The organism is Paenibacillus sp. PvR133, from assembly GCF_017833155.1.
Taxonomy (GTDB): domain Bacteria; phylum Bacillota; class Bacilli; order Paenibacillales; family Paenibacillaceae; genus Paenibacillus; species Paenibacillus polymyxa_B.
Genome location: NZ_JAFIBS010000001.1, coordinates 795937 through 820238, shown reverse-complemented (window position 1 = coordinate 820238; position 24302 = coordinate 795937). Strand labels below are relative to the sequence as shown.

Here is a 24302-nt window from a genome sequence, read left to right as displayed (position 1 = left end):
ATATAGACGAACTAAACCATTTCGATCTATATATTGTTCATTGGAAGTCGCTCATGAGATTTTTGCAAAATCCTCATGTAAGTGAACCTTATTATATGAATAATTATGTGGTGCTTATATAATTAAAGTAAGGTTTTTATACTATATTAATTATTGAAAAAAAGTTAATTTGGGTGAAAAATATTATTTTTTAAATTCAGGTTAGGAGGGACTCGATATGCAGCATCACATTGACGATATAGATCACAAAATCATGAAATTGCTTCAGCATGACGCTCGGATAACTATTTCCCAAATCAGTAAAGAAATCTCGATGTCACAGCCGTCTGTTAAAGAAAGGATAACCAAGCTTGAAGAACGAGGGATTATTTCCGGATATAGTACCGTATTTAATTTATGGGAAATGAATCGAGGGACGACTACATTTATTCTAATAAAGACAGAACATTGCCAAGAGCTGGTTGAATTTTGTAGAGAGGCGAAGGAAGTCACCGATTTATTTCGCATTAGTGGGGAATTTAATTATCTCATTAAGGTACAAACCGCGTCGGTAGAGGAAATTGCAGAGCTTCAGGATTCACTAGTCAAGCTGGGTCCTTCGAAGTCGCATATTTGTATGAAAAATATACTGGAGAACAGGGTTTTGCTGTAAGCCAATCGGAGAACCGAACATTTGGAATATAGAGCATTCGGAATAACTGTATTTGTGAAATGAAGACAAGCGAATGCTTGGATGAAATAAAAAAGTGACGCTGAATTACAACAGCGTCACCGTAATGCCTTGCTCCAGACGCTTCACGTCCTGGAGCTCGATCTTCCCGGCCATGGCGTGCAGAGCTGCCGCTGTGCCGCAGGCCGCTCCCTGCCGTAGCATGGCAGGGAGATCCAGCCCCGTCGCCGCGCCGGTGACCAGCCCGGCGACCATGGCGTCACCGCTGCCGAGCGCGCTGACAATGTCCGCCTCTGGCAGGCTCACGCGGTAGCGCGCATCGCTCGTTACCGCCAGCGCCCCGCGCGCGCCGAGCGAGATGACGGCCAGCTGCGCTCCGGCTTCCAGCAGCTTTGCTGCCGCCGCTTCAGCGGCATCCGGGCGCGTTGCGTCGATTCCCGCGAAGTGGGCGGCCTCGTCCTCGTTAGGCTTCACGAGGTCGGGCTTTCCGCGCAGCCCCAAGCGCAGCGCCTCCCCGCTCGCGTCCAGCGCCACCCGCGCGCCGCGCGCCTTCGCCAGCGTGCACAGCTCGGCGTACAGATCGGGCGGGCAGCCGGGTGGCAGGCTGCCGGAGAATACGACCCAAGCCGAATCCTCGGCAAGGGTCTCGATTTTGCGCCGCAGTGCGGCTAATTCAAGCGGCCCAATGGTCGGTCCGCTCTCAATCAGTTCGGTCTGCGTGCGCGCGGACGGGTCGAGCACGGTAATGGCGAGACGGGTTTCCCCATGTGCCGTTTCAATGAAATCGGCACTTACGCCTTCTGCGCTCAACCCGTCAATGAGCAGCCGTCCGGTGTGTCCGGCAGCAAACCCGGTCGCTCGTACAGGCTCGCCTAGCGTGCGAATGACGCGAGCGGCATTCACGCCCTTGCCGCCCGGCACCGTGAGGCTGCCTTCAATGCGGTGGACGGCATTCAAACCGAAGCCTGCAACCGTGTAGATTTTATCCACAGCCGCGTTAAGCGTTACGGTGGTAATCACAAGGCATCACTCCTTTAAGATCAGCAATTTGCAACATTTGATGCCATTCGCTCATGCTAAGATATCAGCTTTAATCCCAATGCTGCGGCAAGAATCATGGCGATGAATAAAACACGCAGTACGCTTTTTTGTTCACCGTACAAGAACATGCCTGTAATCGTGCTGCCAACCGTTCCGATGCCTGTCCATACCGCATAGGAAGTTCCCATAGGCAAACTTTTCATGGCATAGCTGAGTAGAGAGAAGCTAAGAACAAAGGATAAGACCATAAGCACTAAGGACTTCCAGCCTTTGCCCACCGTAACGCCCTTCATACCGATGACTCCTAACACTTCCGAGCATCCCGCGATAACCAATGCAATCCAAGCCATTATGCACCACTCCCTTCCTGAACATCACGGTCGGTAACTAACTTCAAGCCGACCACACCTGCCAGCAAAAGGGCAATTAACAGCGTTTTGGACCATTGAAACGGTTCCCCAAATAGCAGCATTTCGCCTACGACCGTTCCCCCTGTCCCCAGTCCGGTGAATACAGCATATACCGTGCCTACAGGCAAACGCTTCGCAGCCTTCATGATCAAATAAAAGCTGGCTACCACAGCCAGCACGGTTACAGCCCAGGTGAGTGCGGAATCCGCATGCTTCAAACCCGATACCCATACGACCTCAATCAGGCCGCCAACAAAAACGTAAATCCAACTGCGATTCATGATGAATGTTCTCCTCAAAAATAGATTTTATAAGTTCGACGGCTTCACGCTTCATGAGGTGAGGTTAACGTAATCCCACGCCAAAAAATAGGCCATGCAGCGTTCAGTCTTCGGTGGTAGTTGATGCTTCCACTGTACAGTAGCTCCACCATGATTCCGTCCACCAGTGTCATGAAGGCTAAAGCCACATCCACTGGCTCCATATGCCCAAAGGGTTCCCGATCCCGTGTATTCCGGAGGCGGCGAGTTAATTTTCGCTCCATTTTATCCAGAAAAGGATTAACAATATCCAGCACCTCGTGATACAACGATACAGGCGGAAAGAAGGAAAAGCGAAGCATAAACTTGGCTGAGTCGTTGCTCTCATATTCCTGTCCCATCCAAAACAAGAAGTCATGCAGGGTATGCTTAAGCGGCTGATCTTTACGTTCCGTAAAGTATTCGAAAATACGTAAATTCTGCTCTTGAAAAGCGTACCTCGCCACCTGTAGAAACAGATCCTCCTTGCCTTGGAAATGCGCGTATATAGACGGTTTTCGGATACCGACCTCAGCGGCAATACTGCTCAAGGAGGCTCCCTCATACCCATTGGTGGCAAACTGAAAAAGAGCGGCCTTTCGAATCTCTTCCATCCCCATTATTTTCACCTACCTAACGTTCGTTAGTTTATTTTTACACGAAAAAAAGTAAGTGTCAACCCAGCATCATTGCGTTTTGTATAAAGCTTTTCTTTGGATTTTTTTTATCAACATTTTAATAAAAAAGTGGGAAGAAATAAGGGGCTCATGTACAATATAATGAAGAATACCTGTCAAATGCAGTCCACTGGAAGTGAGGTTAGTTATGAGGCGAAGCTTACTGGCCGTATTGATCGCGGCTATGGTGTTTATTATTTATTATTTTGGCTTGTTTAATTACATCGGCAAAAATGAAGGAACTGTCATCAGTATTTTTTCCACCCTGACAGTGATCTCCATCAGTCTGATTATTTTTACGGAGAATCGTAATCCCTCCACCACGATGTCCTGGATTTTGCTGCTGGCATTGCTGCCAGTCGTTGGACTTCCTCTTTATTTTTTGTTTGGGCAAAATGTATTCAAGCGTCGCAAGTATGACAAAAAGGCATTGCGTGACCAACAGGCTTACGACCGCATTGAAAAGGATGCTTTGCGAGTCAAACGGGATCTGACCTGCTTTACAGATGAGCAGCAGCAGTTGATGCGTTTGGCCCGCAGACTGGCCCGCTCCCCGATTTATTTTGCGACAGAAACTCAAATTCTGAACAATGGAGATGAAACCTTCTCCACTTTGCTGGAAGAACTGCGCAAGGCGCAGCATCATATCCATATGGAATATTACATTTTCCGGTCGGATGATATCGGTACCAGCATTCAGAAGATTTTGATCGAAAAGGCCAAAGCGGGTGTTAAGGTTCGGTTTATGTACGATGCGGTGGGCAGTATTCAGTTGTCGAAGTCATTTTTGAAGGAAATGAGAGATGCAGGAGTAGAGGTTGTTGCATACGGTGGTGCTCGGATCTTGTTTTTCTCCAGCCGGGTAAACTATCGTAATCACCGTAAAATTGTAGTTATCGACGGTAATATCGGATTAATTGGTGGACTAAATGTAGGGGATGAGTATCTCAGCCGCAACAAAGCCTACGGCTTTTGGCGTGATACGCATATGATTGTGAAGGGCGAAGCTGTGCGGACGTTGCAGCTTATATTTTTACAGGATTGGCTTCACATGACGGGCGAGTCGGTGCTCGATAGCGAATATCTGTCTCCCAATATTGAACCCATTACGGATGGAGGCGTGCAGATTATTGCCAGCGGCCCGGATAATGAGCGGAGAGTACTTAAAAATCTCTTTTTCTCCATGATCACATCTGCCCGAAAATCAGTCTGGATTGCCACTCCTTATTTTATCCCGGATGAAGATATCCTGACTGCCTTACGGATGGCTGCCCTGTCCGGGTTGGACGTGCGTATTCTGTTTCCCGCAAAACCGGATAAATGGCTACCGTTCCTCGCGTCCCATTCGTACTTCCAGTCGTTGCTGGAGGTTGGAGTCAAGGTATATGAATATGAAAAAGGGTTCCTCCACTCCAAGCTCCTCATCATTGACGGGGAAGTTGCGACCATCGGGACAGCCAATATGGATATGCGTAGCTTTCATTTGAATTTTGAAGTTAACGCTCTGTTAATTCAAACGCACAGTGTGCAGCAGATGGTAACAGACTACGAACGAGATTTGCACTCTGCCAGTCTGATCGTACGCGAAGAATTCATGAAAAAACGTCTGTTCAAACGTTTGATGGAATCTCTCGCGCGGCTGCTTTCACCGCTGCTGTAAGCATAAACGAATTCGCTGCAGCAGTATCCCGTAGTTAAAATGTAGTAAAGCCTAAAATATCCTGTAGACGGTATATAATATCTTTCCAAAATGTTGAATGATCCTCGTAAGCTGTTAGATCCAAACTGTATTCAGCCCCCTGATTATTCCATAGCTTATCAAAATAGGCCGCAACCTGTCGGGTCAGCTTGCTGTCCGCCGGAGCGGCCACCCACAATTCATTTTCCAGATTCAAATCATCCAGATTACGGGGGGTCAGATTGGTAGAGCCACCCCAAATGATATGCTCTCCTTGTGCCTTGGCGATATAAATCAGTTTGGTATGGAACTGCTCATGGGTGGTATGATACCAGCGAATTTGAATGTTCCCGCCCGATTTATCGGACAACTCCTGGGCAACCGGACGATTGGGGATGCCGATTTTTTCCTGACCAAACGCGTTTTCATTGGGGTCCAGCAGCAATTGGATGTTTACACCGCGCGCAGAGGCATCCAGCAGGCTGTTCAATACTTTGCGGTCAGCCAAATAAAACATGCCCATATGAATGCTGTCACCTTTCTTCGTCTGCCCGATGCCATCCAGAACCGAGGTGTACACCTTGCCCTCAGTTAGATATTTGATCCGATAGCTGTCCTTATTCGATGGAACTTTGGGTTCGGCCTGTGGTGTATAGGCAGGAAGCTGCCCACCGCCCGAAAAGTCCAACACCGCCTGCTCTGTTTGTAAAATGTCTCCGATGATAGGCCCCTTCACCTCCAGCGCTACATTGGAGTGATAGGCGCTCGCGTCGTGCACGTTGCCTGTAGAAATGAGCGCTGTCTGTTCGTTGGCAACCAATTTTCGGTGATTGGCCTTGACGTTTAACAGCTTAAGATAGGAGCGAGCCGTTACATCAGGTCCGTCACTGGCCATCAGGTTGGGAATCCAGCCTGTGCCCTGCTGCCCGAACCACTGGAAAAAGGTACGCCACACCGCCGAATAGATGGGCGTGGAGTCCCGCAACGGGTCTACATCGGTCTGCACGACTTGAATCCCTGCTCGCTTCATATTCTCCAACAAAGGATTGGGGGCAGAGTTGTAGTTGGTATTGACTTCGTCTGTAATGAAAAAGATAGGCATATCAGGATGAGCTTTCTTTTTGGCAATAAGATGATCGGTCATTTGTGCGCTGACTTGGGGGAAGCGTTGACCTTTATGCTTATAGTCATTGAACAGAAACAGGTCGATGACGATAAATTGTTGGGCTTCATCAATGATCCCGAGCATACGATTCAAAATTTGTCCTTCATGTTGTGCAGTGCTTCCATCCCCGGTCGGATAGGTCAAATCCGTCCAGAAGTTTACCTCATGGGTTGAATACTCCTGACTCTCATAAGAGACGAACGGAGGCAATGGTTTATGGGTCTGATACAGCATGACGGCAATCAGCCAGAGGATAAGTACCAGAATGGCGATTTTAAGAGTACGGCCCTTTTTCCCGGTTTTTCTTTGATATTCCGGCACAGAATGCAGCGGATCACGTGTAGTCATATGACGATCAACTCCTCAATTGAATACTGCATTCCATTTTATCGTGCCGGAACATGCAGTTTTATGATGGGATACTGTCAAGTTATTAACGCAAGTGTGCAGGATTGACGCGGATACTGAATGGAATGAAATGGAGTATGTTTTACTATTCATTGAGGACATATGTCCTTTATAGAGAGTCTGCCCTATACTTTAATATATAGAAAAGTCATTTACATGGGGAGAATAACGATTTATGAGAGGAATCTTGTTTGCTTTTCTGGGAGGAGCTTGTATTACGCTACAGGGGGTAGCGAATACACGGATTAGTCAGGATATCGGTACATGGCCGGCGGCCACTGTTACTCAGCTAATAGGCTTTATTTTGGCAGCATTAGTCTGGATGTTTACAAGGGATGGTAATGTAGCTGAAATGAAACAGGTAAAGCCAATGTATCTTTGGGGCGGTGCCTTTGCAGCTATTATTATATTTAGTGAAGTCACGGCAATCCAACATATTGGGGTTACGTTCACGATCTCGGCGTTGTTGATTGCGCAGTTGTGTTTAACCTTCCTGGTAGATATTAAGGGATGGTTCGGTATAGTGAAGCAAAAGATGAAGCTGCCACAATTTATAGGTATTGGTATGATGATCGCAGGTGTAATTATTCTGAAGCTCTAAAATAGAATTTTATTTGTAAAGAAAGCTTAGTATGTAGAAATTGAAGGTGAGCTTAGGAATGAGAGAAATTCAGGATCAAGAGCAGCTAAAATATTTTTTGCAGCTGCATGAGTTGGAATCCATACTCTACGAGCCACTACATCCTTATTTGTCGTTGCATCGTTTGGAGCAAGGGGAAAGGCTCTGTTCACAGGGGGACTCCATCGAACATCTATATATACTGGTGCAGGGCAAGGTCAAGATTTATACCAGTTCTACAGAAGGGAAAACCCTGATCCTTTGCTTCAAAACACCGATCGAGGTCATAGGAGATGTTGAATATATTCGGAGTAGTCACGTTATCAACACAGTAGAGGCAGTGTCTCCGATCTATGTGATCGGTATTCACCACCAATGGATGAACAAATACGGCAGAGACTATGCTCCTTTGCTGCAATTTCTATTGGATATTGTCACGCGAAAGTTTTGCCTGGACTCCGACTTTTCCAGTTTCAATCTCATGTATCCGGTGGAAGTCAGGCTGGCGAGCTACCTGCTATCGGTTTCTTTTGACGAATCGAATACGGCTTTTCATGAGGAATTACGTGCCTCTAGTCTGGTAGATGTGGCGAATTTGATCGGAACCAGCTATAGACATCTCAACCGTGTCATTCGCAAAATGATTGAAGATGGATGGGTTGAACGGACAAAAGGCTACATTGTCATTCGGGACAGAAAAGGTTTGAGTGAACTGGCAGGACATAATATTTATGAATCATTGTAATAGGAGCATTTAGGATAAAGGCAGAAGAATATCAGGATCATCAAGGGAGAGTTAACATATGTTATTAGGAATTGTATTGGCGATTATCGCAGGTGCCTTGGTCAGTCTGCAAACGATATTCAATAATAAGGTGAATGAACGGACAGGATCGTGGGCCACGACAACATTGGTGCTGGGTACAGGGTTCTTGGCTTCCTTACTCGGGAGTCTTATTTTTGAAGGGAAAAATACATTTGCTTTACAGCATATGCAGCCGTGGTACTGGTTCAGTGGCATGATTGGTGTCGGTGTTGTGTTCTGTCTGGTACAAGGAATGAAGCGACTTGGCCCGACCTATGCAATCTCCATTGTATTGACGGCACAATTAGGTACCGCCCTGTTGTGGGATTCGTTAGGATGGCTGGGATTAGAAAAGATTCCGTTTACCTTTAACAAGTTGATCGGTGTATTGGTCATTATCGGTGGTATTCTCGTATTCAAATTTGGACATGGGCGTACGAAGGAGCAAGCAGAAAGCATTTCATCTGTACCTGATTCGATGAAGGGATAGAGGAGATTGTAAATGGCCTTTATCTTGCTGGGATAGGGATTGTCCTTTCGAATAGGCATTTTGCAGAAAAGCGGCAGCTCAATTAGGAGCGGCTTTTCTGTAGAGTTTCCGAAAGAAAAAATGTTCACGATCGTGTATATATTTTTCCATCCATGATACAATGAAAGTATCTTAAAATAGCCACATTAAGGGCTACGATATTTGATATAAGAGACGATAAATAGATCGGTTACCGTGTTCGGGAACGGTCTTATTTGTGCTTCTTGAACTTGATACAATAAACAGAGTGACTTTGGATGAGGTGGAACATAGATGAGTAGTACAGAAAATGAAAAAGGAGCACCTGACGGTTTTAATAGATCCGGCTCTTTGTTACCTGCCGCACGGACAGGCGAACGGAAGATTGAGCACGTCCGCCTTTGTTTGCAAGAAGATGTGGCCGGACAAGGCATCACCAGCGGGCTAGAGCGATATGCCTTTAAGCACTGCGCTCTGCCGGAGTTGCATTTTGACGAGGTTCGTCTGGATACTACCTTTTTAGGACAGGCTGTACGAACACCGCTACTTATTAGCTCCATGACAGGCGGCAGCGCCGAGACAGGAGCGATTAATGAGCGATTAGCAGAGACAGCGGAGAGACGCGGCTGGGCGCTGGGCGTCGGTTCGGTACGGGCTGCGGTGGAAAGGGAAGAATTAGCTTCAACCTTTGCGGTTCGCCGTCTAGCACCCAGCATCCCGGTCCTTGCCAATCTGGGCGCGGTGCAGCTGAACTACGGATTTGGCGTGGACGATTGTCGCCGTGCAGTGGAAATTGCCGGAGCAGATATGTTGGTGCTGCATTTGAACGGATTGCAGGAGATTTTCCAGCCCGAAGGGAATTTGGATTTTAGCGGCCTGCTTCAGCGCATCGAGGAGTTGTGTCGTCAGCTTTCAGTGCCTGTAGGAGTGAAGGAAGTAGGCTGGGGCATAGATGGCGAGACGGCATCGAGACTGTATGATGCGGGTGCTGCCTTTATTGATGTCGCTGGCGCAGGTGGGACAAGCTGGAGCCAAGTGGAGAAATTTCGTAATCCTGATCCTGTGCGTCGTGCCGCGGCGGAGGCGTTTGCGGATTGGGGAAATTCAACCGCTGATTGTATCGTGGAAGTTAGAGCTGCTCAGCCACATGGTGCTCTGATCGGTAGCGGTGGACTGAGAGACGGTGTCGATGCAGCGAAGGCGCTCGCTCTGGGGGCTGACATGGCAGGCTTCGGGCGTTCTTTGCTCGGTTCGGCGGTTGCCTCCAGCGAAGCGCTGGAAGCACGCCTGGAGCAGGTGGAGCTGGAACTCCGAACGGTCATGTTTGGGATTGGGGTAGACGGAATAGAAGGGCTTAAAGACACGACTCGACTAAGAAAGAAGGTAAATGGATGAGCGGACTTATTACATTGGTTCAGATGAATGCGGAGCAATATGATCGATTTGAACAACGCTCGCTTGCCGACTATGCGGATGAGAAAATCCAAGCAGGTACATGGACGGTAGAAGAAGCACCAGAACGTGCGGCAGAAAGTTTTGCTCGATACCTGCCACAGAGGCTAGACACACCTCATGCTCACCTGTATATGTTGATGTTTTCCGATGCCGGGGGGCAGAGTCAGGAGGAAGCTGGTTATATCTGGTTCAATATTACGGACGGCGCGCAAGGAAAAGAAGCTTTTCTACTGGATATTCTTGTATACGATTCATACCAGGGGAGAGGTCTAGGTACGCTGGCGATGGAGGCTTTGGAAAAGGAGGCTCGCAGACTGGGAGCTGTCCGCATCGGTTTGCATGTATTTGGGCATAATGAGCGAGCTTTGCATGTATATCGCAAATCGGGCTATCGGGTTACGGATATCCAGATGAGCAAAGAAATCTAAATAGGGATATAGCAAAATCCTGAATTTCATAACCGTATGCTTGCCGCGTGTATAGGTTCTCATATATAATGTGGGTTGGTAAACTAACGGATGGCATAACGCATATTTTATATAAACGGGAGTTGTTCTGATTATGGCTTTAAAAGCGGGGATTGTGGGCTTGCCGAACGTGGGCAAATCAACACTTTTTAACGCAATAACGCAGGCGGGTGCGGAATCCGCAAACTATCCATTTTGTACGATTGACCCCAATGTAGGCGTTGTTGAAGTACCAGACGAACGGCTTGATAAGCTGACCGAACTGGTTGTGCCGAATAAAACGGTGCCAACGGCATTTGAATTTGTTGATATTGCAGGACTTGTGCGCGGTGCGAGCAAGGGCGAGGGTCTGGGTAACAAGTTTCTGGCTCATATTCGTGAAGTGGATGCGATTGTACATGTAGTACGTTGCTTTGAAGATGAGAACATTACCCATGTGGACGGCAAAATTGACCCGATCAGCGACATTCAGACTATTAATTTGGAACTGATTCTGGCGGATATCGAAAGCGTAGACAAGCGTATTGAACGTTCCCGCAAAAACATGAAGGGTGGCAACAAGCAGTACACCCAAGAGGTTGAAGTGTTGGAGCGGATCAAGGAATCGCTGTATGCTGATAAACCGGCGCGTAGCTTAGAATTGTCGGATGAAGAACGGTTGATTGTACGCGATCTTCATTTGCTTACGATGAAGCCTGTATTGTACGCAGCTAATGTCAGCGAAGATGGCGTAACGGAAGCTGACAGCAATCCATATGTGCAAAAGGTACGCGATTTTGCCATAGATGAAAATGCAGAAGTGGTGCCGATCAGCGCCAAGGTAGAATCTGAAATTGCTGAGCTGGAAGGCGAAGACAAGGCGATGTTCCTTGAGGAGCTGGGATTAGCTGAATCCGGATTGAACCGTCTGATTAAAGCAGCTTATCGCTTGCTGGGCCTGTATACGTATTTCACAGCAGGTGTGCAGGAAGTACGCGCTTGGACTATTCACAAAGGAACGAAAGCACCGGGTGCTGCGGGCGTAATTCATACGGATTTTGAACGCGGATTTATCCGTGCCGAGGTTGTATCCTACAACGATTTGGTCGCTGCTGGTTCGATGAACGGGGCTAAGGAACGTGGTCAGCTTCGTCTGGAAGGTAAGGAATATGTAGTGCAGGACGGAGACGTTATGCATTTCCGTTTTAATGTTTAATATATAATTTCCAGAGTACAATACTCGATTCGGATATATAAAAGACGATGATTCAATGTATGTGTGTTCTGAAATGTGCTAGATTATGTGGTCGCTGCCTATATTAGGGCGGCGACTTTTTATTGTATTGCATGTTGTGTGGATTTTTGCAAAATCCTAAATTAGTCAGTATTTCTTGTAGCTAATTCATGAATTAGTTGGTATAATAAAGAGCTGTAGCCAGTGAAATTGAAGCTGGTTTCATATTAATTTAACTGAAGAGGTGAATCGCTTGTTGGACCGATTGCAATCATTGGCGGACCGCTACGATAAACTGAGCGAACTGCTCTGCGATCCGGATGTAGCGAACGATAGCAAAAAACTTAGAGATTATTCCAAAGAACAGTCTGATTTACAGCCTGCTTATGAAGCATATACCGAATATAAAAATGTCGTTGAAGAGCTGGAAGCTGCAAAAACCATGCAGGGTGAAAAGCTGGACGACGAGATGCGTGAAATGGTCAAAATGGAGATTGATGAACTTAGTGTTCGCAAGCGGGAGCTGGATGAAAAAATCCGTATTTTGCTGCTGCCGAAGGACCCGAATGATGATAAGAACGTTATTATTGAGATTCGTGGTGCAGCGGGTGGTGACGAAGCGGCATTGTTCGCAGCTGACTTGTATCGGATGTATACTCGTTATGCCGATACCCAAGGCTGGCGTGTAGAGCTGATGGACGCGAACATGAATGATCTCGGGGGCTTTAAAGAGGTTATTTTCATGATTAACGGCCGTGGTGCATACAGCAAAATGAAATTCGAAAGCGGCGCACACCGCGTGCAGCGGATTCCGACAACAGAATCAGGTGGACGTATTCATACGTCGACATCTACAGTATCCGTTATGCCTGAGGCAGAAGAAGTGGATATTGAAATTTCCGACAAGGATATTCGCGTGGATACGTTCTGCTCCAGCGGTGCAGGCGGGCAGTCCGTTAATACGACCAAGTCGGCGGTGCGTGTGACACATATGCCTACAGGTATTATGGCAACCTGTCAGGACGGCAAATCCCAGAACTCCAATAAGGAGAAGGCGCTGCAAGTTTTGCGTGCCCGTATTTCGGATATGTTGCGTCAGGAAGAGGAAGCCAAATATGCAGGCGAGCGTAAGAGCAAAGTAGGTACTGGAGACCGCAGTGAGCGTATCCGGACCTACAACTTCCCGCAAAGCCGTGTAACGGATCATCGTATTGGCCTAACTATGCATAAGCTGGACCAGGTGATGAACGGGGAGATCGAAGAAATCGTATCAGCGCTCACGATTGCAGAGCAGGCTGATTTGATGGAACAAGAGGTTTAAGTTTTGGGGAACGAACGCGATTGTGTGTATCGGATGTCGCCGGAACGGAACATGAGTGTCAGAGAAGCCTTAGTTGAGGCTTCTTCTTTTTTAGGAAGCTGTGGTGTTCTGGAGCCGCAGCACAATGCCCGCTTACTGCTGGAGCATGTGCTCGGGTTGGAAGGCACGGCGTTTTACGCTGCTCTGGGTGATTCGTTCCCTTCCTCCGTCAAGGAGGCGTGGGAACGGATTATAGCCCGCAAAGCTGCGGGTGAACCGGCGCAGTATATTATCGGACGGCAGGAATTTTATGGCCGCCCGTTCGCGGTTTCGCCGTCGGTGCTGATTCCGCGCCCCGAGACAGAACTGCTCGTCGAGGCGATACTCCAGCACGGCGACCGGCTGTGGCCAAGCGGCGCTCCGCAGGCGCTCGACATCGGCGCAGGCAGCGGTGCGATTGCCGTGACGCTGGCGGCTGAGCGACCGAGCTGGCGCGTGGCGGCAGGGGATATTTCGGCTGCCGCGTTAAAAGTAGCGACTCATAATGCTGCTGCGAACGGCGCAGCCGTAGAATTCCGCGAGGGCGATCTGCTGGCGCCGTTCGTGGGAACGGCGGTGGACATTCTCGTGTCCAACCCGCCGTACATCCCGGCTGCTGACATCGCTGGCTTACAGCCAGAGGTACGCGACCATGAGCCGCGGATGGCGTTGGATGGTGGTCCTGACGGGCTCGGCCCGTATCGGGCAATGCTGGAACAGCTCGGACTCCTTCAGGCTCCGCCGCGGCTAATCGGGTTTGAGCTGGGGATGGGACAGGCCAGAGACGTGGCTGGTCTGCTGGCACAGGCAGGTCATTGGAAGAACATTATAATCGTTCCTGACCTTGCAGGGATCGAGCGACATGTCCTAGGTGTCTCGGAGTAGTGCTGCATTTTCTTTTTGCGAGTCTTTCCTTTAGAATAAGAGGAGTATGACCGAGAAACGGCTCAGGGGGAAATCATGCTTCAGAAATTGAAAAAAATTGACGGTCCGGTTATCTTTATTCTGGTTTTGCTCATGGCGATTAGTATCATAACGGTATACAGCGCAGGTAGGGGCCCTACGAACTTGGCAGAGCACGGCAATGACTACCAGAAGATGATCGGGTATTATATATTGGGTTTTGTGGCGATTTTGGGTTTAGCGATGGTCGATTTTCGGATATTCATTAAAAAAGCCTTGTACGTATATGGAGGCGGAATATTCTTGTTGGGTCTCGGATTTTTTGGCGGGACGGTTAACAACTCTCAGGGCTTTTTGAAAATTGGTGGCTTGAATCTTCAGCCTGCTGAGGTATTCAAGCTGGTCCTTATCGTTTTTCTGACTTATATGCTGATCAAAAAGCGCAAGAGCAAGCTGTATTTTATTCAGGATGTTCTTCCGGTCGCACTGGTGAGCTTTGTCCCGTTTGCCATGGTTATGGCACAAAATGACTTGGGTAATGCGCTCGGTTATATTGTCATCGTCATCGGTATGCTATGGATTGGTAATGTGAAGGCATCCCATGCGTTGATCGGATTCATAGTATTTGCAGTCGCTGTTGGCGGCGGGATCAAAGCTTATATTTCGTTTCACGATGAGATTGATTCCTTTATGAAGGGGATTGGCCGTAGTCACTGGGTTGAGCGTTTGGACCCTTGGTTGGTACCGGAAGAGGCAACCGCGAAGGCGTCTTATCATACCAAAAATGCCAAGCTGGCGATAGCCTCTGGCGGGATGATGGGCAAGGGCTTTTTGCAAGGAACCTCAGTACAGTCCGGGCGTGTTCCTTATACGTACGCGGATTCTATTTTTGTGGTCGTAGCGGAGGAATTTGGCTTTGTAGGCTCTTCAGTGCTGCTATTGTTATATTTTATTTTGATTCACCGCATGATCCTGATTTCGCTGGAATGCCGGGATCGCGCCGGACCGTATATTATTGTCGGGATTGTGTCCATGTTGCTGTACCAGATTTTTGAGAATATTGGTGCGTTTCTGGGCATTATGCCGCTTACGGGGATTACGCTCCCGTTCATAAGTTATGGTGGTACCTCGTTGCTTATTAACATGGCTAGTATCGGCTTGGTTATGAGTATTAAGGTGCACGGCCAAGAGCTGGAGGATGATCTGCCACAGCCTTCCAGACTAAGCTTGACGAAGGCGAAAAAAGCCTAGTACAGGTGGAATGTGGCTAGATAATGATTGGTATTTGTGTGAGTTGAAACGGTGCAACGAGAGAGTCCAGATTGTGAAATCTGGGCTTTTTCATATTCCTCGGTGAGGGTCAGAAGCTTGGTGTAGCATGATTTGAGGGTATTTTTGAAAAAATCTGTAAAGTGGTCCTGAATCTTTTACAAGAATCATAGGTTTAGACTCTCCCAAACCGGACAGACTGATAGACATGATAGAGTTTGGGTTTGGGGGGACGAAAATGAGAAGTTGGGTAAAGCAAGCCGCAATGATACTATTTTGTATTTCGATATTAATGATGTCTTGGGAAGGTCAAAAGACGGATGCTGCTATGACCACTGGAACAAGAGGAACCTTAGCATCAGGAGTGGCAACAGCAGGGCTGAAAGTGATTCCACATGATTCCATTCGACTGCGTATTTTGGCCAATTCGGATCGCCCGGAGGATCAGTTGGTTAAACGCGAAATACGGGATGCTATTGTACAGCAGATGAATGCCTGGGTGGGTGAGCTGGAAAACCCGCAAAGCTTAGACCAAGCGAGATCATTGATTGATGCTCATTTACCTGAAATTGACCGTTTGGTAGGTATGGAACTGGCTCGTCGCGGCATTGCGTATGATCATCAGGTGGAACTGGCGAGCGTACCTTTCCCAACGAAAATGTACGGTGGTCTTGTCTACCCGGCAGGGAATTATGAGGCACTTCGGGTTACGCTGGGGCAAGGAAAAGGGCAAAATTGGTGGTGCGTGCTGTTTCCTCCGCTGTGCTTTATTGATGCAGGCAGTGGGGAAGCAGCGGCACAAACGGTATCAGCAAAAACGGATCACGGAGAAAGTCGGACGAATGCCGCTGACAAGGAGCCGGAAGTACGTTTTTTTCTGTGGGATGCACTTGCGGGACTGTGTAGCTGGGTGAGTGGCTTGTTTGCCTAAACGTTGAGGAGTGTAAGTTTCCCCATATGCTATAATGGAGCTTACGATAGATATACACATGGCAGAGCCAAATGAACTGATCTTTCAAAGTAGCCTTATAGGATCAGGCGAAATCACTGGCCTGTATATGACAATAAGATATGGGATGATCTGATATGAGCGATAAATCGAATCAAATGCAAGACTTGCGCGGAGAATTTGTGCAAAAGGAAAAACCTGAGCAAAAGCTAGATGAACAGGGGATTCGCGAGCTGAAGCAGGCATTGAAGTCTTCCCATACACAATGGTGGGATGTAAGATGTTTGGTTCCTGTGAGCAACACTGACGGGGATGTTTCTGACGAAATTTGGGATGAACAGGCTCGGATTGCGGCGGAAGAGGGCATACGCGAGGCCGCCTTACTCCTCCAAGCTGGAGAGACGGTAGCCTTTCCTACGGAGACCGTGTACGGCCTGGGGGCCGATGCGCGTAGTACAAAAGCGGTGGAGGCGGTATTTGCTGCCAAAGGACGCCCTTCCGATAACCCGCTCATTGTACATATTTCTGATGTTGATCAATTAGAGGGTATGGTAGCAGAAATAAACGATACAGCCCGAGCGCTGATGAATATGTTCTGGCCGGGACCACTGACTCTCGTATTGCCGGTAGTGCCGCAGGCACTGTCATCGCGTGTGACAGCCGGGCTGGACACGGTTGGTGTGCGCATGCCGGATCATCCGATAGCGCTTCGTTTGATCGCTGAAGCGGGTTGTCCACTGGCTGCGCCAAGCGCCAACCGGTCGGGAAGACCCAGTCCCACCCTTGCACAGCATGTGCGGGAGGATCTGGAGGGCCGCATCGGCGGCATTTTGGACGGAGGTCCCACGGGGGTGGGACTGGAGTCCACGGTAGTGCAGGCGGGTGACGACGGAACCGTCACCATCCTGCGCCCCGGCGGCGTGACGGCCGAGCAGCTCGCTGCGGTTGCTCGCGCTGTCGTGCTGGACCCGGCGTTGGTCGCTACGCCCGGGGAGGACGCGGACAGCCCGGCGCCACGCTCGCCGGGCATGAAGTACACGCACTACGCGCCGCGAGGCCGCTTGAGCCTGGTGCAAGGCCCGTCGTCCGTTGAGGTGACGGGCTGGATTCGCGCCGCGCTGGCGGAGGCTTCCGCGCGCGGGGAGCGCACGGCAGTGCTCGCGTTCGACGAGCATGCCGCCGGCTACGCCGGAGAGCGCGTCTACACGTTAGGCAAGCTGGACGCGCTCCATGAGGCAGCGCAGCGCCTGTACGGCGTGCTGCGCCGCTGCGACGAGGACGGCGTCACCTACATTTTGTCGGAATCCTGTCCGCCGAAAGGATTGGGAGACGCCGTCATGAACCGCCTGCTTAAAGCGGCAGGTCACCGAATCGTCCGCTTGTAGCTTCTGTCGAATCAGAGCCTCTTATATTAAATTTTCCTCCCTCCTCGTCTCGGTATTGGGTACTTTCAGTCTATGCTTGTACTGATTTGCCCCTTGTCCGCATAACGTGTACAAGAACAGACGGATAATGGAGGGATGGAGTATGCTGGCAGCCTCTGCCCATGCCGGGCAGGTTGTAACGATTCTGATCATGGCGGTAGCGCTAGGAATGGATGCGTTATCGCTGGGCGTAGGGATCGGCATGAAGGGGATACGCCTGCGAGACGTGCTGCGCATCAGTACTGTCATTGGCTTTTTTCACATTCTGATGCCATTGCTGGGAATGTTCACAGGCCATTATATGAGTTCTTTATTAGGTCATGTGACGACCTACTTCGCAGGGGGTCTACTCATCCTTTTGGGCGGGCATATGGTGTATAATTCCTTTAAAGGGGACGGCGTACAGGTATTGGATCATCGTTCGCCTTTAGGCCTTTTGCTGTTTGCACTTGGGGTGAGCGTTGACTCATTTTCTGTAGGAGTGTCACTGGGTATGTTCCAGAGTGATCTGGTGCTGTCCGTTCTGGCGTTTGGTTTTTGCGGGGGAGCAATGGCGATGTTGGGCCTGTTGCTGGGTCGCAAGGTCAGCCGCAATCTAGGAGATTATGGAGAAGCAGTGGGCGGTGCCATTTTGCTGGCATTCGGCTTTATGTTTATGTTTTGATTTTAGCGTAGACAGTGTAAAATAAATGCAGGATTATAGTAAGGGATTAGAATTATAGTAATCCTCTGTTTATATATTTTTTTAACATACGGGGGGTGAAAACGTTGAAGAATATCTTATTCGTATGCACAGGGAATACCTGTCGCAGTCCAATGGCTGAAGGGATGCTGCGTAAGTTGGCTGCTGAGCATGGGCTAGAACTGGAAGTGCGTTCTGCGGGAGTAGCCGCGATGGAAGGCACGCCGATATCCCGACATGCAGAGGCGGTTCTACGTGATCATGATATATCCGATCAGATCACTTCAACCCCTTTGAGCGACGGGCTTGCCGGGTGGGCGCATCTGATCTTAACCTTGACGCAAGGACATAAACAGCACGTAATTCAGCGCTTTCCCCAAACGGCGGGCAAAGTATTTACGCTTAAGGAATATGTGGAGAACCGGGATGCGGTGTTGAATGATGTACAGGAGTTGGATAGTTTATATGCTTCACAGCAGTTGATGGCTTCACTCGGACAAGAGCTATCGGCGCAGGAGCGTGAACGAATGATTGAATTACACCAACGGATTCCGGGCTTTGATATTTCTGATCCGTTTGGTGGTTCGCGAGAAGATTACGATGTCACAGCTGCGGAAATCCGTACGGCACTGCATAAGCTGCTGGACAAGCTAAAGGCATCTTCCGAATAAAATTGGTATTACTCATCTGTTTTGTACGGAATCTGTTGATTTTCGGCGGTTAATCCGTTAAGATAAGGTGGAAAAATGAGAATCCGATGTAACTGGCGACAAAAGTGGGATTAACCACGATGGAGCATCGGATATACGGCCGGTCGCCTGGGCAAAAGAGCAATTCCACATAGGTGTGGACTGCTCTTTTTTTCATATACAAGTTATGCCAGATTTTTAGCTGAGAGTTGATTCCATTAAAGATTCTTCCATTTTTTCTGCTCGAAATCTGAAACATCGGCTATAATATAGTCAGATTGTGATCAGGAGAGAGTGTGTTGAACTTGGGGCATGAGACCGTGCCTAGTCTCTGAGAGGCTGTTCAACCAAAGGAGGTTCCAATGGTGGAACAATTAGATCATGAGATTCCGCTGGAAGCACAGACCACTTCTGTCGTGCGGGAAATCGCAGAAGCAGCCAGTCTCAAGGCTGGTCGCCTGCTGGTTATCGGCGTTAGCACAAGTGAAGTGGCTGGAAGTCGGATTGGTACGGCGGGAGCGCTCGATGTGGCTCAGCAACTGTTGTCTGGAGTAGAGTCTGTTCGCAGGGAGTATGGCTTTGATGTGGCGTTTCAATGCTGTGAGCATTTGAACCGAGCGCTGGTCGTTGAACGGGCTGTGCTGGAGCGATTGGGACTGATGGAGGTTGCAGCTGTTCCTGTTCGTACAGCAGGAGGCTCTATGGCTACCGTCGCCTATCGTTCTATGAGCGACGCGTGTTTGGCGGCGAACGTGCAGGCTCATGCCGGGATAGACATCGGCGAAACGCTGATTGGCATGCATCTGCGACCCATTGCTGTTCCGTTTCGCCCAAGCCTTCGCTGGATTGGCGAAGCACGTGTGACAGCAGCGTTCACCCGTCCTCCACTTATTGGCGGACAACGGGCGGTGTACAGTCTGGAGCAAGAAGTCGGCGGAAACTGCGATTAGCATTTGGCATGGCGGCATGTTTGTACTAATCTTTTTTGCATTGATGATGAGGTACCCAACAGAGGAGCAGGCGTTTGCTTGTATACCCAACAATTGACTATGGAGAGGGAGTAATCAATCATGATGGAACACCTGCGTAAAAGTGACCCGGCAGTGATGGAAGCAATGGGACTTGAACTGAAACGACAACGCCACAATATCGAGCTAATCGCATCCGAGAACATTGTCAGTGAAGAAGTAATGGAAGCTATGGGCTCCGTGCTGACGAATAAATATGCTGAAGGTTATCCGAACAAACGCTACTATGGTGGCTGTGAGCATGTAGATATCGTTGAAGACATCGCACGTGACCGCGCGAAAGAACTGTTCGGCGCCGAGCATGCTAACGTGCAGCCTCACTCTGGAGCACAAGCCAACATGGCGGTGTATCTGGCAGCTCTCAAACCTGGAGATACTGTACTGGGTATGAATCTGGCGCATGGTGGCCACTTAACACACGGAAGTCCGGTTAACGCTTCCGGCTTGTTGTATAACTTTGCTGCCTATGGTGTACGCGAAGACAACTTCCGCATCGACTACGATGAAGTGCGCAAGGCAGCCTTCAAGCACCGTCCTCGTCTGATTGTAGCTGGCGCGAGTGCATATCCGCGTACTATTGATTTTGAAGCTTTTGCTTCCATTGCCAATGATGTAGGTGCTTTGTTCATGGTGGATATGGCACATATCGCAGGTCTTGTGGCAGCGGGAATTCACCCAAGTCCAGTTCCGCATGCCCAATTTGTAACAACAACGACACACAAAACGCTGCGTGGTCCGCGTGGGGGTCTGATTCTGACTCGCAAAGCATGGGCGCAAGCGATTGATAAAGCTATTTTCCCTGGTACTCAAGGGGGGCCACTGATGCATGTGATCGCGTCCAAAGCGGTTGCCTTGGGTGAAGCGCTCCAGCCATCGTTCAAAACCTATGCGCAAAACGTAGTCCGCAACGCACAGGTTCTGGCTGAAACATTGTTGGCTGAAGGAATTAACATTGTATCCGGTGGTACGGATAACCATCTGATGCTGTTGGATACGCGCAATTTGAATATCACAGGTAAAGAAGCGGAGCATGTATTGGATTCCGTGGGCATCACGGTCAATAAAAATGCGATTCCTTTTGACCCGACCAGTCCATTCGTAACAAGCGGGATTCGCATTGGTACACCTGCTGCAACATCTCGTGGTATGGATGAAGAGGCTATGGTCAAAATCGGTAAAATCATTGCCGAAACCCTTAAAAATCCGAAAGATGATACTGTATTGTCCAAAGCAAGCCAAGCGGTTGGCGAGTTGACAGACAAGTTCCCGATCTATCCAGGAACTCAATACTAATTCATCAACATTCATAATCTTTATGTTATAGGCTGTTTTCCTTCCGTAAGCCGGAGGAGAACAGCCTTTTTTTGCTTCCGAACGACTCGAAACTTACATTTTTGGGTAATAAGCGATTACAGTAAGGTTTATGCGCGCTATCCTTCATGATCTACGACAAAGGAGTGATTGCATTGAGTCAAAGAAAATACGCGCAATTATTGCAGCAACTCGTATTTGTGGGACCGATGGCGTTGTTTTTCGTCTTGATTATGGTCATTCCGTTCCTGCTGGGGCTGTATTATTCCATGACGAACTGGGATGGAGTATCTGAAAATATCCGATGGCTCGGACTAGGGAATTACGTTCATATTTTTAGGGATGATCCAGATTTCCGTAATGCGTTCTGGTTTACGGTCCGGTTTACCGTATGTGGTGTCATTCTGACAAACCTGATTGGCTTTTTCCTAGCCTATGCACTTACCAAACCGCTGCGTACCCGTAATGCACTGCGAACTGTATTTTTTATGCCCAATATGATTGGCGGCTTACTGCTCGGTTTTATCTGGCAATTTATTTTTGTACGCGGCTTTTCTGCGGTAGGAGAGGCGACAGGGCTTTCCTTTTTTAAACTGCCGTGGCTGGGTGATGGGCCAACTGCTTTTTGGGGAACTGTCATTGTGTTTGTATGGCAATATGCGGGTTATCTTATGGTTATTTACATATCCTCGTTGAATAATGTCCCGCATGCCCTTATTGAATCGGCCCAAATCGACGGTGCGAGCCGAAGACAGATTTTGCGTCATATTGTAGTGCCGCTTATTATGCCAGCGGTGACCGTCTGCTTGTTCCTGGCGATATCCTGGTCCTTTAAAGTATTTGAGTTGAATTTGGCTCTCACGAAGGGGGGACCTTTCAAGTCGACAGAGTCTGTAGCGTTGGACATATATAATGAAGCGTTTACAAATAATCGACTTGGATTAGGGACTGCCAAAGCTATGATTTTCTTTGTGGTCGTTGCGATCATTACCAGCATTCAGGTGCGTCTCACGAAGAAAAAGGAGGTCGAAATGTAATGGGAAAAACGTCAAACTATCGTTTGGGCACATGGGCTGCTGAATTATTACTTATTGTGATCGGGTTAATCTTTCTGGTTCCGTTCTATTTTTTGCTCGTAAACTCCGTTAAATCCTTTGGCGACATTTTGGCCCATTCCGCTTCGTGGCCGACAACCTTCCGTTTTGAAAACTATGCTAACGCCTGGAATAAAATAAACTTTCCCACAGCACTGGGGAATTCACTGATTGTCACGATCGTCAGTAATGCGCTTTTGCTGCTAATCAGCTCAATGGCCGCTTACCAGATGGTTCGGCATGACACTCTTTTTAATCGTTGCCTATTCGGTTTGCTTGTGGCTGCGATGGTAGTCCCTTTTCAATCAATTATGTTGCCGCTTATGGAAGTGTCCAACGTATTGAGCTTGAACAACAGTATACCGGGACTGATCTTATGTTATCTGGGTTTTGGAGCGCCTTTGTCCGTTTTTCTTTTTCATGGCTTTATTAAAACGGTACCTATTGAGATCGAGCAGGCGGCAAGGGTGGACGGTTCATCCCGGTACGGGGTGTTCTTTCGCATCGTTTGTCCACTGCTGCTACCTATGTTCGTAACCGTACTTATTTTGAACACCTTATGGATCTGGAATGACTATCTGTTGCCTTCACTCATTTTGAATGATCCTGAGCTGCGCACCATTCCGATTGCAACCTATATGTTGTTTGGTCAGTACACCAAGCAATGGGACTTGGCGCTGCCAGCACTGGTATTGGGGATCGCGCCAGTTGTTGTGTTTTTTCTGGTGATGCAAAAATACATCGTTTCTGGCATTGCAGCCGGTGCGGTCAAAGGCTGATGGGAGGGATAACCGATGAAAAAACCAGCGTTACTTGTCATCTCCTTGATGGTGCTGCTCGCATGTACACTTGCAGGTTGTGGAAATACGAAGGCTCAACAGAGTGAGACGAAAACGATACACATTTATCAATTCAAAGTAGAAATTTCGGAACCGTTAAACAAGCTGAAGGCTGAATATGAAAAGACCCACCCTGGCATCAAGCTGGATATCCAATCTGTCGGTGGTGGTACGGACTATGGTGCTTCGTTGAAGGCTAAATTCGCATCAGGCGATCAGCCGGACATTTTTACAAATGAGGGCTACCAGGACCGCGATACGTGGCTGGAGTACTTGGAGGATTTGTCGGATCAGCCATGGGTGAAGGACCTGGACGATTTTGCTCGTAAGCCGATGACGGTTAACGGTAAGATTTATGGACAGCCTATGAATCTAGAAGGATTTGGCTTTGTTTATAACAAGGATTTGTTCAAAAAAGCGGGCATAACCAAACTGCCTCAGACGATAGATGAACTGGAAGAAGCAGCCAAGCGACTGAAAGCGGCAGGGATTATACCTTTTGCTAACGGGTATGCGGAATGGTGGGTTCTGGGGAACCATTTTATCAATATCCCGTTTGCCAGACAGCCGAACCCGGAAAGTTATGTTGCGGATTTAAACAAAGGAACGGCTCGCATCCCCGGTAACCCCGTGTTCGATCAGTGGGTGAAGTTGCTTGACCTGACTATAAAATATGGAAACCGCAATCCGCTCACGACGGATTACAATACACAAGTGACACTGTTTTCGACAGGTAAGGCTGCTATGATGCACCAGGGGAATTGGACGCAACCGCAAATGGATGGAATTAATCCTAACTTGAATTTGGGTATTCTGCCTGCGCCTATAGACAATGATCCCTCCACAGGAGGTAGACTGGCTGTCGGAGTGGCTTCGAACTGGGTGGTCAACAAAAATTCGCCTGTGAAGCAGGAGGCAAAAGAATTCCTCAATTGGTTGGTCACATCAGAAACAGGCAAGCACTATATCACCAAGGAGTTTAAGTTTGTTCCCGCCTTCAAAAGTATCACGTCCAGTGACGAGATGACAGGTGATCTAGGTGCAGAAATATCTCGGCATGTGAGGGAAGGCAAGATATGGAGCTGGAACTTCCAACGCTTCCCGAAGGGGCTGAATCAGGATTTAAGCAGTAGTATGCAAGCCTATATTGCAGGGGTTATCACGAAGGATGAAATGCTTCAGCAATTTCAGGGAGCATGGGACAATTTGAAGTATAGATAAAAGAATAGCGCTGCAGGAGGATGCAAAGGGGATAGGTCGGGCAGGAAGCTTAAAGTCCACAGGCTTTGACGGTCAAGTGCCGTCAGAGCCTTTTTGATGTGTTTTTATGTGACGAAAGTCACACGTGAAGTGGTCTTAA

The 24302-nt window shown here is 48.5% G+C and carries 25 protein-coding genes and 1 riboswitch; of the genes, 20 read left to right on the top strand and 5 right to left on the bottom strand.

Translation table 11 applies throughout. The annotated features are described in order from the left end of the window. Nucleotides 1–217: 217 nt before the first annotated feature. Nucleotides 218–652 carry an Lrp/AsnC family transcriptional regulator gene (locus JOE49_RS03585; protein ID WP_209940567.1) on the top strand — a complete coding sequence of 145 codons (435 nt, stop codon included), beginning with the start codon at nucleotides 218–220 and terminating at the stop codon, nucleotides 650–652. 105 nt (nucleotides 653–757) lie between these two features. Here the strand turns inward: JOE49_RS03585 and JOE49_RS03580 are convergent, their stop codons facing one another. The 4 genes from JOE49_RS03580 to JOE49_RS03565 are packed head-to-tail and all read right to left on the bottom strand — an operon-like array spanning nucleotide 758 to nucleotide 3040. Beyond that, nucleotides 758–1690, bottom strand: coding sequence for a 1-phosphofructokinase family hexose kinase (locus JOE49_RS03580; RefSeq protein WP_209940566.1), 933 nt, complete (start codon nucleotides 1688–1690; stop codon nucleotides 758–760). A 56-nt stretch (nucleotides 1691–1746) separates the two neighbouring features. Further along, entirely contained in the window at nucleotides 1747–2061 is a 315-nt protein-coding gene (locus tag JOE49_RS03575) for a DMT family transporter (protein ID WP_013312355.1), read from the bottom strand. Continuing rightward, the gene (locus JOE49_RS03570) at nucleotides 2061–2402 is read right to left on the bottom strand and encodes a DMT family transporter (RefSeq protein WP_076264502.1); all 342 of its coding nucleotides are present in this window, start codon (nucleotides 2400–2402) and stop codon (nucleotides 2061–2063) included. Before JOE49_RS03570 ends, JOE49_RS03575 begins: the two co-directional genes overlap by 1 nt. A 44-nt stretch (nucleotides 2403–2446) precedes the next feature. Then, entirely contained in the window at nucleotides 2447–3040 is a 594-nt protein-coding gene (locus JOE49_RS03565) for a TetR/AcrR family transcriptional regulator (protein ID WP_023990732.1), read from the bottom strand. Between the two features lie 205 nt (nucleotides 3041–3245). Here JOE49_RS03565 and cls point away from each other — a divergent pair, with 205 nt between their 5' ends. Continuing rightward, nucleotides 3246–4757 carry a cardiolipin synthase gene (cls, locus tag JOE49_RS03560; RefSeq protein WP_023990731.1) on the top strand — a complete coding sequence of 504 codons (1512 nt, stop codon included), beginning with the start codon at nucleotides 3246–3248 and terminating at the stop codon, nucleotides 4755–4757. A gap of 34 nt (nucleotides 4758–4791) precedes the next feature. Here cls and JOE49_RS03555 read toward each other — a convergent pair whose 3' ends face one another. Continuing rightward, nucleotides 4792–6288 (bottom strand): phospholipase D family protein, encoded by a 1497-nt coding sequence (locus JOE49_RS03555; protein WP_209940565.1) that lies wholly within the window; start codon nucleotides 6286–6288, stop codon nucleotides 4792–4794. A gap of 235 nt (nucleotides 6289–6523) precedes the next feature. On the opposite strand from JOE49_RS03555, the gene JOE49_RS03550 reads away from it, so the two are divergent. The 18 genes from JOE49_RS03550 to JOE49_RS03465 all read left to right on the top strand — a co-directional run bounded on the left by JOE49_RS03550 (nucleotide 6524) and on the right by JOE49_RS03465 (nucleotide 24163). Beyond that, the gene (locus tag JOE49_RS03550; RefSeq protein WP_023990729.1) at nucleotides 6524–6949 is read left to right on the top strand and encodes a DMT family transporter; all 426 of its coding nucleotides are present in this window, start codon (nucleotides 6524–6526) and stop codon (nucleotides 6947–6949) included. A 58-nt stretch (nucleotides 6950–7007) separates the two neighbouring features. Beyond that, on the top strand, nucleotides 7008–7712 hold the full coding sequence (locus JOE49_RS03545; protein WP_053326275.1) for a Crp/Fnr family transcriptional regulator: 705 nt from the start codon (nucleotides 7008–7010) through the stop codon (nucleotides 7710–7712). Nucleotides 7713–7770: 58 nt separating this feature from the next. Further along, nucleotides 7771–8262: a DMT family transporter gene (locus tag JOE49_RS03540; RefSeq protein ID WP_023990727.1), complete on the top strand. Its 492-nt coding sequence runs from the start codon at nucleotides 7771–7773 to the stop codon at nucleotides 8260–8262. Nucleotides 8263–8574: 312 nt separating this feature from the next. Then, nucleotides 8575–9675 carry a type 2 isopentenyl-diphosphate Delta-isomerase gene (gene fni / locus JOE49_RS03535; protein ID WP_053326274.1) on the top strand — a complete coding sequence of 367 codons (1101 nt, stop codon included), beginning with the start codon at nucleotides 8575–8577 and terminating at the stop codon, nucleotides 9673–9675. Continuing rightward, nucleotides 9672–10163, top strand: a complete 492-nt coding sequence (locus JOE49_RS03530; protein ID WP_028542186.1) for a GNAT family N-acetyltransferase — start codon at nucleotides 9672–9674, stop codon at nucleotides 10161–10163. Before fni ends, JOE49_RS03530 begins: the two co-directional genes overlap by 4 nt. A gap of 133 nt (nucleotides 10164–10296) precedes the next feature. Then, complete coding sequence (gene ychF, locus JOE49_RS03525) at nucleotides 10297–11397, top strand: redox-regulated ATPase YchF (protein WP_023990724.1); 1101 nt, start codon at nucleotides 10297–10299, stop codon at nucleotides 11395–11397. Nucleotides 11398–11668: 271 nt separating this feature from the next. Then, the gene (gene prfA, locus JOE49_RS03520) at nucleotides 11669–12736 is read left to right on the top strand and encodes a peptide chain release factor 1 (RefSeq protein ID WP_023990723.1); all 1068 of its coding nucleotides are present in this window, start codon (nucleotides 11669–11671) and stop codon (nucleotides 12734–12736) included. A gap of 3 nt (nucleotides 12737–12739) precedes the next feature. Continuing rightward, nucleotides 12740–13639 carry a peptide chain release factor N(5)-glutamine methyltransferase gene (prmC, locus tag JOE49_RS03515; protein WP_023990722.1) on the top strand — a complete coding sequence of 300 codons (900 nt, stop codon included), beginning with the start codon at nucleotides 12740–12742 and terminating at the stop codon, nucleotides 13637–13639. Between the two features lie 75 nt (nucleotides 13640–13714). After that, the gene (locus JOE49_RS03510; protein WP_028542184.1) at nucleotides 13715–14908 is read left to right on the top strand and encodes an FtsW/RodA/SpoVE family cell cycle protein; all 1194 of its coding nucleotides are present in this window, start codon (nucleotides 13715–13717) and stop codon (nucleotides 14906–14908) included. 256 nt (nucleotides 14909–15164) lie between these two features. After that, nucleotides 15165–15857 (top strand): stage II sporulation protein R, encoded by a 693-nt coding sequence (spoIIR, locus tag JOE49_RS03505; protein ID WP_209940564.1) that lies wholly within the window; start codon nucleotides 15165–15167, stop codon nucleotides 15855–15857. A gap of 155 nt (nucleotides 15858–16012) precedes the next feature. Then, complete coding sequence (locus tag JOE49_RS03500) at nucleotides 16013–17260, top strand: L-threonylcarbamoyladenylate synthase (protein ID WP_209940563.1); 1248 nt, start codon at nucleotides 16013–16015, stop codon at nucleotides 17258–17260. A 142-nt stretch (nucleotides 17261–17402) separates the two neighbouring features. Beyond that, nucleotides 17403–17963 (top strand): manganese efflux pump MntP, encoded by a 561-nt coding sequence (locus tag JOE49_RS03495; RefSeq protein WP_076156417.1) that lies wholly within the window; start codon nucleotides 17403–17405, stop codon nucleotides 17961–17963. A 104-nt stretch (nucleotides 17964–18067) separates the two neighbouring features. After that, nucleotides 18068–18652 carry a low molecular weight protein arginine phosphatase gene (locus tag JOE49_RS03490; RefSeq protein WP_028542181.1) on the top strand — a complete coding sequence of 195 codons (585 nt, stop codon included), beginning with the start codon at nucleotides 18068–18070 and terminating at the stop codon, nucleotides 18650–18652. A 78-nt stretch (nucleotides 18653–18730) separates the two neighbouring features. After that, nucleotides 18731–18812, top strand: a riboswitch (ZMP/ZTP riboswitch). A 220-nt stretch (nucleotides 18813–19032) separates the two neighbouring features. After that, on the top strand, nucleotides 19033–19620 hold the full coding sequence (locus tag JOE49_RS03485) for a TIGR01440 family protein (RefSeq protein WP_023990717.1): 588 nt from the start codon (nucleotides 19033–19035) through the stop codon (nucleotides 19618–19620). A 120-nt stretch (nucleotides 19621–19740) separates the two neighbouring features. Then, nucleotides 19741–20991 (top strand): serine hydroxymethyltransferase, encoded by a 1251-nt coding sequence (locus JOE49_RS03480; RefSeq protein ID WP_280922024.1) that lies wholly within the window; start codon nucleotides 19741–19743, stop codon nucleotides 20989–20991. A gap of 173 nt (nucleotides 20992–21164) precedes the next feature. Then, nucleotides 21165–22046: a carbohydrate ABC transporter permease gene (locus tag JOE49_RS03475; RefSeq protein WP_209940562.1), complete on the top strand. Its 882-nt coding sequence runs from the start codon at nucleotides 21165–21167 to the stop codon at nucleotides 22044–22046. Continuing rightward, a complete protein-coding gene (locus JOE49_RS03470) occupies nucleotides 22046–22882 on the top strand; it encodes a carbohydrate ABC transporter permease (RefSeq protein WP_069080911.1) in 837 nt (278 codons plus the stop codon). The genes JOE49_RS03475 and JOE49_RS03470 overlap by 1 nt, the downstream gene beginning before the upstream one ends. A 15-nt stretch (nucleotides 22883–22897) precedes the next feature. Beyond that, nucleotides 22898–24163 (top strand): ABC transporter substrate-binding protein, encoded by a 1266-nt coding sequence (locus JOE49_RS03465; RefSeq protein ID WP_209940561.1) that lies wholly within the window; start codon nucleotides 22898–22900, stop codon nucleotides 24161–24163. Nucleotides 24164–24302 lie beyond the last annotated feature (139 nt).

Bases quoted from the DNA above. Each gene is read 5' to 3' on its own strand.
- JOE49_RS03585 (WP_209940567.1), top strand. From the start codon at position 218: ATGCAGCATCACATTGACGATATAGATCACAAAATCATGAAATTGCTT.
- JOE49_RS03575 (WP_013312355.1), bottom strand. From the start codon at position 2,061: ATGGCTTGGATTGCATTGGTTATCGCGGGATGCTCGGAAGTGTTAGGA.
- JOE49_RS03570 (WP_076264502.1), bottom strand. From the start codon at position 2,402: ATGAATCGCAGTTGGATTTACGTTTTTGTTGGCGGCCTGATTGAGGTC.
- JOE49_RS03565 (WP_023990732.1), bottom strand. From the start codon at position 3,040: ATGGGGATGGAAGAGATTCGAAAGGCCGCTCTTTTTCAGTTTGCCACC.
- cls (WP_023990731.1), top strand. From the start codon at position 3,246: ATGAGGCGAAGCTTACTGGCCGTATTGATCGCGGCTATGGTGTTTATT.
- JOE49_RS03555 (WP_209940565.1), bottom strand. From the start codon at position 6,288: ATGACTACACGTGATCCGCTGCATTCTGTGCCGGAATATCAAAGAAAA.
- JOE49_RS03550 (WP_023990729.1), top strand. From the start codon at position 6,524: ATGAGAGGAATCTTGTTTGCTTTTCTGGGAGGAGCTTGTATTACGCTA.
- JOE49_RS03545 (WP_053326275.1), top strand. From the start codon at position 7,008: ATGAGAGAAATTCAGGATCAAGAGCAGCTAAAATATTTTTTGCAGCTG.
- JOE49_RS03540 (WP_023990727.1), top strand. From the start codon at position 7,771: ATGTTATTAGGAATTGTATTGGCGATTATCGCAGGTGCCTTGGTCAGT.
- fni (WP_053326274.1), top strand. From the start codon at position 8,575: ATGAGTAGTACAGAAAATGAAAAAGGAGCACCTGACGGTTTTAATAGA.
- JOE49_RS03530 (WP_028542186.1), top strand. From the start codon at position 9,672: ATGAGCGGACTTATTACATTGGTTCAGATGAATGCGGAGCAATATGAT.
- ychF (WP_023990724.1), top strand. From the start codon at position 10,297: ATGGCTTTAAAAGCGGGGATTGTGGGCTTGCCGAACGTGGGCAAATCA.
- JOE49_RS03510 (WP_028542184.1), top strand. From the start codon at position 13,715: ATGCTTCAGAAATTGAAAAAAATTGACGGTCCGGTTATCTTTATTCTG.
- spoIIR (WP_209940564.1), top strand. From the start codon at position 15,165: ATGAGAAGTTGGGTAAAGCAAGCCGCAATGATACTATTTTGTATTTCG.
- JOE49_RS03500 (WP_209940563.1), top strand. From the start codon at position 16,013: ATGAGCGATAAATCGAATCAAATGCAAGACTTGCGCGGAGAATTTGTG.
- JOE49_RS03495 (WP_076156417.1), top strand. From the start codon at position 17,403: ATGCTGGCAGCCTCTGCCCATGCCGGGCAGGTTGTAACGATTCTGATC.
- JOE49_RS03485 (WP_023990717.1), top strand. From the start codon at position 19,033: ATGGTGGAACAATTAGATCATGAGATTCCGCTGGAAGCACAGACCACT.
- JOE49_RS03480 (WP_280922024.1), top strand. From the start codon at position 19,741: ATGATGGAACACCTGCGTAAAAGTGACCCGGCAGTGATGGAAGCAATG.
- JOE49_RS03470 (WP_069080911.1), top strand. From the start codon at position 22,046: ATGGGAAAAACGTCAAACTATCGTTTGGGCACATGGGCTGCTGAATTA.
- JOE49_RS03465 (WP_209940561.1), top strand. From the start codon at position 22,898: ATGAAAAAACCAGCGTTACTTGTCATCTCCTTGATGGTGCTGCTCGCA.